Genomic DNA, 12,107 nt, shown 5'->3' with positions numbered 1-12,107 from the left:
TCAGTCCGAGAAGTCACCCGATGGGCAAGTGAGTTGGTCATGTCAGTGCCAGTGGCTAAAGTTGACGTTATGGGGCCAGGCCTGTTCACACGGGTGCGATAGCAACGCGAGACGGCCTGAGTAAACGGGGAATCGGGGAAGGGCAGTATCGTGACCGACGGTACGAGCGGGGATCTCCAGCGCGGCGTAGGCGCCCTCGAGCAGTTCCAGAAGCGCGTGAACGCGTTGCTGGCGGAATTCGAGGGTTCGGCAGCCGGCAAGTCGAACATCGCGGCACAGACGGTGTCGCGCGCCTCCTTGAGCGGTCAGAACACGTGCTTCGCGGAAGCGGACGGGCTCTACACGCAGTACAACCGCGTCCACGAGTCGCTCGTCACGCTCTCGAAGTCCCTGGGCGACCAGATCGAGTACCTGAGCCTCGGCGTGCACGCGGCGGCTGTGGGTTTCGACAACGTGGAGGACGACGTGCGGCGGCGGTTCTACGAGATCCAGGTGCGTTTGGACGCTGAGCGCGAGAAGGCGCAGGCCGAGAAGACGGACACGCCTGAGCGGAACGCTGACAAGCAGAGCGACTCGGGGTGGGCAGCCGAATGAGCGAACCGAAGAAGCCGGAACCGGGTTCCGAGTCTCAGCCGGAACTGACTCCGCAGGAACAGCAGCAGCAGGATCAGGTACGCGTCCAGGGCCAGTTGCTCATCACCGACGTCAACCGGCAGCTCGAGGGCACCCTGAAGGTGTTCGGCTTCCGGGGGCCCGGCTCCTCGGGGCGGACATCTTTTGAGGGCCATGAGCTCAACGCGATGATCGACCTGATCGAGAACTCCAACCCGGAGCACCTCGAAAACGCAGGTGAGGCGCTACTGAAGGCCAGGACCGCGATCAACGAGGCCGCACAGGAGTTGGGCGACTTCATCAAGGCTGTCCACTGGGAGGGCGAATCGGGCATCGCCTTCCGGGACTGGGGCAACGGCTTGGTCGCCCACGCTAGGAAGCTCGGCGAGTTCGCGCAGACGGCCGGCACTCAGATCACGGTCGCGGGCACGGGCCTCGCCTCGGTACGCAACTCACTGCCGCCCCGCGACAACCGTGTCAGCCGCAAGTCCCCCGAGGACATCGAGGCCCCGAAACGGATCGAGGGCAACCCGGAGTACGCCGCGGCGGTGCAGGCCGAGAAGCACCGCCAGGAGGCGATCAACCAGGCGAACCGACTCGCGTCGTACTACGCGGTCTCGGAGCAGACGCTGGCGGCGCAGGAGCCGCCGCGGTTTGATAAGCGGCTTGATGTTGCGATGCCGCGGCCGCAGGGGCGCATTGAAACGCCTATTGACTCCGGCAACTCATCAGCAGGCTCTGAGGCGATAGGGAGCGGCACGCCACGAGAGAGCTCAGAGCAGGCCACAACTGGCAGTGCAACCACCTTGCGCGCCACAGGCACTGGCAGCCAAGCTGCAATTGAGGCGCTCGGAACTGCACCCGTGCTGGACACGAGCACCTCGACAGAGATCAACAGTGTGGCCACTCCACCGGCTCCAGCGACCGCTCCCAATACATCTCCAGCTTCCCCAGCCACAGGTCCTACGGGCCCCGGCGGAGGCTCGACTCCGCCCATGGCGAATGGCTTTGTGAACCCTGTGGCAGGTAGCTCGCGGTGGTCCCAGGGATCAGCAGGCGTGCCCAGGGCAGTCGGGCAGCCCGGGGGCGGCGCATCCAGAGCCGCGGGTTCCACTGGCAGCGGGCCGGCAGCGAATGGTCGCGCCGGAGCCCCGGTGGGGCGTCCGTCTCCGATGGGCGGAGGCACTGCCTCAGGCACATCCGGACGCGGCAGCGGGGTGCAGTCCCCTGTTGGCCGGTCCGGTGTGACTGGTGGAAGACCCGTGGCAGGAGGCCATGGAGGTACATCCGGAACCTCCGGTCCGCGTGCTGGGCGGGCAAGCGGCATCGTAGGCGGAACTCCGCAACGTGCCGCCCCAGGCACGGGTATGCCTGGGGGAGCCCGTGGTGTTTCGCGTGGCACGGTCATCGGGGCAGGAGGTGCAGCACAAACGCGCGGCTCTTCCGGTGCTGCCAACCCGCGGGGAGTGATCGGAACCGGGGGAGCGAACAGCGCGCCTCGGCCTGGTGGACGAGGCACTCCCAGCACGAACGGAGTCGTGGGTACGCCTCGTGGTGGTGCTGCCGGATCCGGCGGCGTAAAGGGCTTCACCGCTGGAGGTGCAGGCCTCGTGCGTGGACCTGCAGGCCGAAAGGGCTCTAACAACGAGGACCAGGACGGGGGAACGCCGCGTCCGGACTACCTGACGGAAGACAGAGAGACGTGGGAGGTCGGACGGCGTGGAGTCGCACCACCGGTGGTCGAGTAGGTGCAGGGAAGTTCGGAAGTCAGGATGACAGCAGGAATGAGTCAGACCCGGAAACGCCGCATGCCTCTCGGATCGCGAGGACGCCTGCTCGGCACGGTGGCTGTGGCCGCTGCCTGGAGCGTGGGATTTGCAGGAGCTGTTCCCTCCGCGGTGGCCGCAGACGTGCAATCGAAGCAGTGGTACCTCAGCGCGATGCAGGCCGAGGAGATGTGGAAGGTCACCACGGGTGAGGGCATTAAGGTTGCTGTCATCGACACGGGTGTCAACTCATCGACGCCGTCTCTTAAGGGACAGGTCCTGAAAGGGCTTGATGCCACAGGTGCCGAGGGCGACGAGACGGACGATTACGAAGGCCACGGCACCACCATGGCTGAGCTGATTGCTGGAACAGGTAAGGGCGGGGGCCTGCAAGGCCTCGCCCCAGGTGCGAAGATCATCCCAATGCGGATCACCGATACGGAGTTCCAGAACGAGCATTCGGTGAATGCGCATGATACCGAGGATGCTATCCGAGCCGCGGCGGACAGCGACGCGCAGATCATCAACATGTCGTTCGCCAGCGATTTTCCAGGCAGGGAAGAAAGAGAAGCTGTCAAGTACGCCCAGAGCAAGGGAAAACTGTTCTTTGCGGGTGTAGGGAACAATGCGGAGGGAAGCAATAGGGAGCAATATCCTGCCGCGTACCCGCAGGTCGTTGGTGTCTCCTCGGCTGACCGTAAGGGCAAGGTGGCCGAGTACTCCCAAAACGGGAACATCGTAGATATCGCTGCTCCTGGCAATGACATCCCACGTTGGTGCGACACCACATTTCAAAGCTATTGCGACGGCGATGGCGGAACGAGTGCGGCCACCGCCATCGCATCAGCCTCCGCGGCCCTGGTGTGGTCCGCCCACCCGGACTGGACTGCGAACCAAGTCCTCAACGTTCTCTTCGATACCGCCAGCCGTGACTGGGAGAAGGGCACGCTCAGCAAGTACCTCGGCCACGGCCTGATCCGCCCCTCCATGAACATCCTGAAGGGCAAGGGAGACCCTGGCGACCCGGACATCAGCCCTCTCACCAAGGAGCAGACGTCCGGCTCCTCAGCCTCCCCTGCCCCGTCTGCATCAGCTTCGTCACAGCCCGGCAAGAACGAGAAGGCTGATGACGCTGCCATGGCAAGCTCCAGCGCTGAGAAGGACGACAACAGCCAACTGGGTCTGGTCCTCGGCGGAGTGGCAGCGGTAATCGTGCTCGGCGGGGGAGCCTTCGCGCTCGTCCGTAAGCGCCGTACCGCCTGACCGACCCATGTTCTTCGCCCGTACCCACCGGCAAGTGAAGCCGGACGAACAAGAGCACCAGAAAGGAAGCCGAAAACATGGCTGATCAGAAGCTCTCAGATGCCGCTCTCCTCAAGCTGGAGGGTGAGCTGTCCACGCGGTTCGACTCCGTGAAGGGCCAGCTGAAGACGTTGCAGGCGACGATCGACAGCCTCGAAGGCCATTGGAAGGGCATCGGCGCCAGCGCCTTCAACACGAAGCAGGAGGAGGTAAACCGGAAGATGGTCAGCATCGCCAATCGGCTCCTCAACTTCCAGGAGGCTATCAAGGCGGCCCGGACTATTTCGGGTAACACCGAAGACGAGGTCAGGCAGGCCCTCCAGGGCGTCGACGTCGTCAGCGGCTACTCGGGTGACGCGACCGCGGAGGCCAGGGCCTCGAGCATCAACAACCTCTGATCTTGCCGCGCCTTTACCACGTACGAAGTCTTCAAACCGAACCTGGATACCACGGGAGGACCGCATGCCGAACAACGACGGCACGATGGTTGTCACTTACTCGAGCCTGGATCTCGCAGCCGGCGCCATCGACCGGCAGAGTAAGCAGCTCCAAGAGGACCTTGCGTCCATCAAGCGAATGATCGCCAATGTGTCCGAGCTCTGGGTGGGCGAAGCCAAGAGTGCCTATGACACCGCTCAGCAGGGCTGGGACAACGACGCCATTGCGATTCGCGACGCCCTGAGCGAGATCTCCCGCAAGGTGCGCGAGGCCGGAGCTGCCTACCACGCCGGCGACAAGCGGGCGAGGGCCAACTTCGAGTAAGTCTCGCCAGAACACAGTCAGGGTGGGCACGCACGGGAGGTGCCCACCCTGACCTGTGTCCCGAACACCAAGCCGAGCACAGTGCAGCGCCCGGAGCAGCATCAACTCGCAGGCTCACGCCCGAGCTGACGTCTTCCGCATCGTCGAGATCGCATGCAATTGCACCAGGCTCCGTAAGCACCCCGAGTACGGGCACGCCAGCTCACTCGAGGCGCGGACCTTGTTGCAACCAGCCCCCGCAGCCTCTCTGCCTGCTGTCCAGGTTCAGAGGGGAGCTTCAGTCCGCAGGTCGGCTGGAACAATCCCCCCGATGACTCACGCCCCGTAGCCGTATTCCACGAGATCCGGCTACGGGGCGTGGTGTCAGACCGTGCAACCGAGAGCCTTCTTCACCTTCGGTACGACGTCGACGGCGTAGGACTCGATGTTCTCGCGCCGCCGCGAGACATCGCCGGTGGACTTGAGACTGACCTCGACGTACACGATGACGTACTTGGCATCGGGCGCCTCGCACTGCGTGCTGACCATGGCGTTGAAGTCACCCACCGCGCCCAGTCCGTCGAACGGCAGGTCCGCCACCTTTGCCCGGTTCTTGAAGCGAAACTCCTCCGACTCGTCCATCGGGTCGTAGAGCTTATCGACCTTTTCGAGTGCGAGGTTGACCACGAGCCAATTGTCCACCCAAATGGCGCAGTTGCCCACACCCGTGGCCAGCGGCTCGCCCAGGATCTGGAACTTCTTCCCATCCACCAGGAACGGGTCGAGCGCCTTTTCGCTGATCGGGAGGCCGCACGCCTCCTGCGGAACGGTGTACTCGCGTCCCCCGCCACACGCGGTGAGGGACAGCGCGAGGCAGCAGACAAGGGCCGAGGCGGTGAGGCGCCGTGATGTCTTCCCGGTCATTGGACGCCCGCCACTCCTTCGGCCTTCTTGTTGCCGTCGTTGGCGGCTTCCCCGATCTGCTTGTAGACGCCGTGGTCCTGTGAGTAGCCCTCGTGGGTCGGATCCTCGGCCCACTTTGTGTTCTCCTGGTACCAGATGTCCGCGATCTGCTGGAGCTCCCGGGTACGCCGACTGTACGTCTCCTGGTGGTCCGCGCTCGCCTGGCCGTTGATCTTGTTCTGCTCGTCCTCCAGCATCTTCGACGTGACCACGTCCACGAGGCGCTGGACAGCGTCGCCGGCCAGTGGCAACGGTGTGACGAGGCCGCCGATGACGTGGTACCTCCCGGCCTTCTCCCACGAGGCGTCGGCGAGCTTCTGGCCCTTCTCGTCGTTGGTGGCCTGGTAGCGGGCCTCCTCCAGGAAGCCGATGGTGCGGCCGGCGCGGTCCAGGCTGTCTTCCGGGTGCGCCTTCTCCGTGTAGATGTCGGCCACGACCGCTCCGTGCATCTGCCTGACGAGCTCGCCGTAAGCGTCCCTGTTCCGCGAGATCTGCTTGCTGACCTCCATCAGCTGCCCCGAGTCGAGCTCGTGGCGTGACACCGGATCGCTCATCGCCTTGTGCACCCAGTCGCCGTGGTTGCCCATGGCCAGTGCCATGTCGTCGCGCAGTTCGGGCGGGAAGTCGTTGCCCATGCTGGAGAGGAATCCGAGGGAGCGCTTCATGGCCTCCCGCTGCTCCGGTGAGTGCGGCAGGAACTTCGCGTCGGAATCCTTCGGGTCGGACACGCCCGAGACGGCCGCGAACATGGCCTTGCCGAGCGCGTCCTTGGCCTCGTTCGGGCCATCTTTCAGCGGCGAGTCGTCGGGATACGGGCGGGTTTTCAGCACCCACTGCGCGTTGTCCTGCGGCTCCTTGGCGTTGAAGAAGTCAGTAGAGGCATCCGGGCTGTTGGCAAGTGCCGTGAGGAAGCCCGTCATCGGGTCGCGGCCGAACTCCTCGTCGCCGATGAAGTTCAGCTTCGGCTTCGGCTGCTGGTTCCAGTAATTGCCCGGCAGCCTCATCTCCTTCTCCTTGGCAACCAGGTTGTTGCCGTACTTGTTGAGGAACTGGTCGTCGTAGTCGCCCGTGCGCATGAGGTTGCTCATGATCTGGAAGCCCCAGACATCGCCTGCGCGGGTGTTGTACCGCTCGCCCGCGAACTTCAGCATGTTGTTCTCCCACTGCCGCATGGCAGGGCTGTCCGACTGAGTGGCGCCGCCGAGGACGTGACCCAGGTTCTTCTGGAACTCGCCGAGCTGGTTGAGCTGCGTGCGGGTCAGGTCATTCGGACTGTCCAAGCTCGACAGATCCGCCCAGAACTCCAGCGTCGCCTTCGGACCCAGCTGCGTGGCGAACTTCTCCTGGAACAACGGGTCGTTCTTGTACGAGCCGAGCAAACGGTTCAGCTTCTGGAACTCCGCGGGCGACATCTCGTCGCCCTTCTCCTTGAGGAGCTTGGCCGCTTCCTCCGCCTTGCGCAGGGCGTCGATCGCAGTGTCACGGTCGCCGTACGAGGCACCCGAGAAGCCGACCTCGGCCTGGTCGACGATGGCGCGAAGAACGGTTGCCGCCGTCGTGTCGCTCTCGGTCGCCCGGTTCAAGATGCGCTGCACATCGTCCCGCAGGTGCTCCATGTCCTGCGGGGAGTGGGCCGGAACCTCGTGGCCCTCGGCAGCGCCGTCCGGATGGATGAGCATCGTCACGGCGAAGCCGCCACCGAGGGTCTGGGTCACCGTGAGGTTCTTCTTGCGGCCCCGTTCCAAGGCCTGATCCAACTGCTCCTTGTAGCTCACCAGCTCGTCGCGGGTGTCCTTGAGGATGTCGTGGATGGTCTTCGCCTGTGTACGGGCATCGGAGAATTCCCCCGCCGTCTTGGTGATGAACTCACGCGAGATCGAGGCATTCAGACCGGCCCAGTTGGCCTTGTCCGCCTTTGCCTTCAGATCGTCCCGTGCGTCCGATTCCAGCGTTTCGAGTTTGCCCACCATTCCGTTCCAGGCAGTGATGGCCTGGCCGAGCTGGCCGAAGTCGCCCTGGCGCAGCGTTTCGAAGTCCATCAGCGCTGCGTCCTCTCAGTGAATCCGTCGTCCAACGTCGAGATGCTGCTCACGATGTCGTGGATGTAGTACTCGTCACCGGCGTGTGCACCCTGGGTGAAGTCCATGTGATTGGAAATGTGCGCGCAGGCGTCAAGCAGGGTCTTGAGCTGCTTCTCCCAGAGCTCCTGCACATGGTTGAGCGCGTCGCCCAGCGCGAAACCCTGGGTGCTCAGATCCTTCGCGGCTGTTTGGCTGATGGACCAGGCGTCACGGCCGCACTTGCCCAGATTGTCGAAGAGCCGGAACGCGGCGTCACCGACGGCCGCGAGATCCTGTTGACTGACCCTCAGGTCATGTCCGGGCGCGGTCATGCTTGGGTCTTCCGGTACACGGTTCAGCTGCATCGCCGCTGAGCGCTTCTCGACAGCCGTCGTCTTGAGCTGCTCCCACTCGTCCCAGGTCATCAGACCCCTTTCCCCGTGCAACCTGTACCGCTGAGCTGGTTGAGAAGTTTCGATCTGCCGCTCGAAACACTGTCCGTACTACCGAACTTGACGCAAGTTTAGTGTCCACTCGGTGGTCGGCCGATCCTCGTACCGTGCCGACGAGCACGACTCGAACCGGGCAGCCGACGGTCTGGTTCGCCTCGTAGGCCCAGCATGTGAGTCCCGCACCGACGAGCGCGGACCCTGGCGGACAAGTCGTGGATGAAGCCCAGAAGCGGTGGACGCGGTGCGGTCGGTGGGCACGGCGATGTCTGCGCAGGCCGAAGCAGTGCGAAGCGGACAGTTGGCTTGTGAGCCCGGACCGTTTTCGGCCAGGCCGGCTCGGAGCGAAGCTGACAGGCGAGCTGCCCCGAGTTTCCTAGAGTCCGATCTTGATAGTTCAGGCGGGCGCGGGTTTGCCCCTGGCTCCGTGAGGAGAACACGGGGCAGGGCGAGCACGCACGGGAGGTGCCCACCCTGACCTATGTCCCGAGTGAAGTTGCCCCGGTCTGGCAGACACTGATGGGCTTGCGAGCTATGCGGGTGCGCAGTGCACTCTGTGTGGTGTCTTCGCGGCGTGACGACGTTCGTACTCGGCTGGGGTGAGCTGGCCGTTCGTTGAATGGCGGCGCTAGGGGCTATAGAAGCCTTCGATGTAGGCGAAGAGGGCCTGCTCGGCGTGGCGTCGGGTCGCAGGTTCGGCGCGCTCGCGGTGAATTCGCGGCCGATCAGGTCGGGGGTGGCCGTGGCCTGCCGGTCCTGGCGGGTGAGCGAGGCCCGGCCGGTGCGGCGGTGCACGCCTGTCAGCCCGGCCTTGCGCATCAGGCGGGCGACGCGCTTGCGCCCGACCAACAGGCCGTCGATCTCGCGCAGGTCCGCGTGGACGCGCTGGGCTCCGTAGGTCCCGTGGGACCGCTCGTGGTGCCCGCGGATCTTCTCCGTGAGCTCGGCGTCCTCCCGCTGCCGGCGAGAGGGGGCGCGGTCCTTCCAGGCGTGGTAGCCCTGCCCCAGCAGCCGGGCCATGAGGGAGACGTCGTGGTGGTGTGCCGCGTGCTCGTCGATCAGCCGGTTGCAGATCACCGGCTGGTCTCCCGGGCGAAGGAAACCGTGGCCTTGCGGAGGATCTCCTTCTCCTCACGCAGATGCTTGACCTCGCGGTGCAGCTGGGCGAGTTCCTCCCTCTCGTCGCTGGTCAGACCGGGGCGCTCCCCTGTATCCACCCAGTCCTGGTTGGCCCAGGTGCGGATGGTCTGGGCGGACGGCTCGAACTCCTTCGCCGGCTCCTCCGGCGACCGGCCAGTCCGAACCAGCTCGACTATCTGGCGACGGAACTCCGGTTGGTAGGCCGGACGCGCCCTTGGCACGATGAACTCTTCCTTGCGGGACCCAGTGTCCCAAAGTGAAAGGTTGTCCATCAAACCGGGGCAACTTCAACTCAGCACTCACCCTCGCGGCTTGTCACCGTGAAGTCGTAACTCGGAACGGTCACCGTCCCGGCGCCGCCTGCCACGCCAGGGGGCTCCCAGTCGCCATCCTTCGACCTCACGCGTTCGACGTGCAGACAGAAGGCTGCGGCCGCGCCGGACGCACTGACTGTGTAGCGGGCGTCGGAGGCCTTGTTCGTGTCTGCGGGGGCGGCGTCCACGCCAGTCTGCGGAGCACCACCGCCGCCGTGTTCAATGACTTCGTCCTCGATCATCTTCGCGTACTCGTCATTGAAGCCGCTGTCGTCACCGAAGATGTCGCCGAAGCGGGACGCACCGTCCAACGCGGTCGTGGCCTGGCTGACCGCACTGGCCAATTCGTCATCGCTCCACTCCGAGTTGGCGGAGACAGCCATGAAATGAAAGGCCGTATAGGCGCCGATGCCCGCCATCCCGAAGAGGAAGATGCGACCGACAACGAAGGCAGAATCTGGAAGTTCGGGTGCCGAAGGGTTGAAGGACCGGCGCCAGGCACGGACACGGTCCGCCTTGAGGCAACCCATCGCAACGAGTGTCGCAGCCAGGAGAAAAATGAACACAACCATCGCCGTCAACGACCCCCTGTTCCTACACGCCCGGGCCCTGCGTCTCGTGCCCCCACAGCCGTCATGCCGGAGCTCCTAAAAGTACTCATCGATCAACAATGGGCGAATTATTATATCAGAGGTGATCACTGAATTCCCTCTCGGAGTGCGGGACGAGTATTATCTGGTGGGCGCGGAGGGGAATTTGAGACCTGTGCAGCCGTGACATTTTGCTGACTGCTCAGCGAAGGTGCGCAGATCTGCGTACTCTCGTGCCGTAGGTGGCGCGACAGTAAATTCAGGCCTCGCGCCTCCCTGTTCCGGGCTCGCGGTATATTGGGCGATCGCTATGCCTCCGGGACACTCTGCTGTCCCCCAGAAGCTGGAGGAATTCTCCCCACTCGGACTGCATGTTCCATCCGACTTGAGGTCATCGAAGTCGATAGCTGTCTGCTTGGAGAGACGGCTATGGGCAGGGGTGTCAGGCCCTCACTGTCATCGTTGTGCGAGACGCCCCGAAATGATGCGCTGGCGGACACATCCAACGACTCGAACGCGGCACGCGAGGCTCACCAGCCGTCAGCCGAACGCCGACCCTGGCTCTACGTTGCTTGGTTCCTCCGCGGCCCACGTTCAGCGGCTGAGCGTCGCGGACGGGGTGTCGCCATGCTGCGTCTGTTCGACACGCCCGGGGAGCTCTCGTCGCTCTTCTTCGCGGCTATCCCTGATCGAGTTCGAGAGGCAGAGTACAGCCTGCGTCCTGGTGGGCGAATTCCGCTGCGCTGTTGACCAGGTCGACCAATTCTTCGCGGTGCGAGTCCCTCGTCCCATCCTGTTCTGCCGCATCCCTCAGCAGGACAATGGTGGTGAGACTCTGCTTCTTATCGGCGAAGCAGGGGGTGGACACAGCCGCCTTGTCCTTCGACACGACTCCCCACGTGTCCGTGCTGCCCGTGCCGAACCTGGTGAAGTTCTTGGGGTTTTCCGTGTCGACCATGTGGCTTGCCGGGCCCTCGACCCACGTCTCGAAGGTCCCGCTCAGCGTGGTGTACTCGGTTCTGGTGACGAGGAACTCCGCGTCTTCTGCCACACCATGACAGCCGGAGAAGTAGGTGATCTTCCCTTGGTTCTCCTGTTCGACGAACGAGTATTTAGATCTCGGGGGAGCTATTCCTCTGAGGGCTGGGACGGCTTTTTCCGAAGAGCCGAGGTTCTTGCATATCTCGCCTGCTTCGATGGTCCTTGTGCCTTCGAACGGTGGGAACTCAAGCAGGTAGGCACCTCCGGCTGCCAGAGCCACGGCGGCCGCCAGGCTTGCTGCAATCACTGAATCTTTGCTCTTGGTCATGAACTACTTCTTCTCCTCGAGCTTCCTCGGCATGCCTTCGCCGTCGAGAGAGGAGCGGATGTTGGTGCTTGCGTTGTTGAACCCCTCTTCTGCTGCGGGCGCCACGGAAGCGACGATGTTCGGAGAGGAGTTTCCTGACCGCTCGCCGGCCAACTGCGCAGCCTTTTCGACAAGCTTGTAGGTCGATTCCTTCGTCGCGTCCATCTCCTGGCCGTTGCTGTAGATGACCTCCCCCGAACTGTCCTTCATCAGGCCTTCCGTGGAAGCTCCGATAATTTCATTCGCGGCAGTACCGGCCACGCCCCCCCCGCGATGACTCCACCCGGGCCGACCATCGGGGCGGTACCTATGCAGACAGCGCTGCCGACCCGCACCTGTGCCACCGCACCCGGCTCGCCCCTAAAATCCACAGTGCCGACACAAGCGTTGCTCTCTTCTCCGAGCCCGCCGAGATCCAGGTTCTTAGCTTTCGGCCCTGGGCCCCGGCTGTTGCTCTTCCAGAGAGCGTCGTATGCCGTCTCGGCTGTCTGCTCGTCCTTGTAGGCTGCGATTTAGAAGTAGGCATTGTCGTTCTTGTCGTCGCGCTGGAAGGTCGAGAGGCCATAGAAACGAGCGTCCTCGCAGCCCTTGTTGCCCTCATTGGGGCACACGCTGCTTGTGCGTGCTATTGATGAGAATTGCCTCGGGCTCCTCGGAAACCGTCCAGACCGGCATGGCCGCACCACCCGGCAGCGCAGCCTCTATCTGCTGCGCGCTCAGCGCAGTGGATTTGCTGTCATCGCTGCCCCACCCCGTCTGTAGAAGCAAGGCCGCCCCGGCAGCCCAGGCTGCGGCGGATCGTCCGACTTTACGGCTGATTAC

General features: G+C 63.9%; 12 protein-coding genes. 4 read left to right on the top strand and 8 right to left on the bottom strand.

Translation table 11 applies throughout. The features are described from left to right. The first annotated feature begins 150 nt into the window (after positions 1-150). The 4 genes from ACGF2V_RS15740 (at position 151) to ACGF2V_RS15725 (ending at position 4,442) form a co-directional block, all read left to right on the top strand. Positions 151-594 carry a hypothetical protein gene (locus ACGF2V_RS15740; RefSeq protein ID WP_362618616.1) on the top strand — a complete coding sequence of 148 codons (444 nt, stop codon included), beginning with the start codon at positions 151-153 and terminating at the stop codon, positions 592-594. 1,790 nt (positions 595-2,384) lie between these two features. Then, entirely contained in the window at positions 2,385-3,641 is a 1,257-nt protein-coding gene (locus tag ACGF2V_RS15735) for a S8 family serine peptidase (protein ID WP_362618613.1), read from the top strand. 77 nt (positions 3,642-3,718) lie between these two features. Next, positions 3,719-4,078 (top strand): WXG100 family type VII secretion target, encoded by a 360-nt coding sequence (locus ACGF2V_RS15730; RefSeq protein ID WP_362618611.1) that lies wholly within the window; start codon positions 3,719-3,721, stop codon positions 4,076-4,078. Between the two features lie 64 nt (positions 4,079-4,142). Beyond that, positions 4,143-4,442, top strand: a complete 300-nt coding sequence (locus tag ACGF2V_RS15725; protein WP_362618609.1) for a WXG100 family type VII secretion target — start codon at positions 4,143-4,145, stop codon at positions 4,440-4,442. Positions 4,443-4,805: 363 nt separating this feature from the next. Here the strand turns inward: ACGF2V_RS15725 and ACGF2V_RS15720 are convergent, their stop codons facing one another. The 8 genes from ACGF2V_RS15720 to ACGF2V_RS15685 all read right to left on the bottom strand — a co-directional run bounded on the left by ACGF2V_RS15720 (position 4,806) and on the right by ACGF2V_RS15685 (position 11,546). Next, a complete protein-coding gene (locus tag ACGF2V_RS15720; protein WP_362710320.1) occupies positions 4,806-5,345 on the bottom strand; it encodes a hypothetical protein in 540 nt (179 codons plus the stop codon). Further along, the gene (locus ACGF2V_RS15715) at positions 5,342-7,423 is read right to left on the bottom strand and encodes a hypothetical protein (RefSeq protein ID WP_362710323.1); all 2,082 of its coding nucleotides are present in this window, start codon (positions 7,421-7,423) and stop codon (positions 5,342-5,344) included. Before ACGF2V_RS15715 ends, ACGF2V_RS15720 begins: the two co-directional genes overlap by 4 nt. Continuing rightward, the gene (locus tag ACGF2V_RS15710; protein WP_362710325.1) at positions 7,423-7,869 is read right to left on the bottom strand and encodes a hypothetical protein; all 447 of its coding nucleotides are present in this window, start codon (positions 7,867-7,869) and stop codon (positions 7,423-7,425) included. The genes ACGF2V_RS15715 and ACGF2V_RS15710 overlap by 1 nt, the downstream gene beginning before the upstream one ends. 78 nt (positions 7,870-7,947) lie before the next feature. Continuing rightward, entirely contained in the window at positions 7,948-8,913 is a 966-nt protein-coding gene (locus ACGF2V_RS15705) for an IS3 family transposase (RefSeq protein WP_362710356.1), read from the bottom strand. A gap of 53 nt (positions 8,914-8,966) precedes the next feature. Next, positions 8,967-9,254 (bottom strand): transposase, encoded by a 288-nt coding sequence (locus tag ACGF2V_RS15700; protein WP_362710327.1) that lies wholly within the window; start codon positions 9,252-9,254, stop codon positions 8,967-8,969. Between the two features lie 71 nt (positions 9,255-9,325). Then, positions 9,326-9,928: a hypothetical protein gene (locus ACGF2V_RS15695; protein WP_392912286.1), complete on the bottom strand. Its 603-nt coding sequence runs from the start codon at positions 9,926-9,928 to the stop codon at positions 9,326-9,328. A 688-nt stretch (positions 9,929-10,616) separates the two neighbouring features. Beyond that, a complete protein-coding gene (locus tag ACGF2V_RS15690; RefSeq protein WP_362710329.1) occupies positions 10,617-11,246 on the bottom strand; it encodes a hypothetical protein in 630 nt (209 codons plus the stop codon). A gap of 3 nt (positions 11,247-11,249) precedes the next feature. Continuing rightward, the gene (locus tag ACGF2V_RS15685) at positions 11,250-11,546 is read right to left on the bottom strand and encodes a hypothetical protein (protein WP_362710332.1); all 297 of its coding nucleotides are present in this window, start codon (positions 11,544-11,546) and stop codon (positions 11,250-11,252) included. Between the last annotated feature and the right edge of the window lie 561 nt (positions 11,547-12,107).

It is taken from the genome of Streptomyces sp. NPDC047982 (assembly GCF_043204165.1).
Taxonomy (GTDB): Bacteria; Actinomycetota; Actinomycetes; order Streptomycetales; family Streptomycetaceae; genus Streptomyces.
Note: the sequence above shows the minus strand (reverse complement) of the source record. Positions and strands in the feature narration are given on the sequence as shown.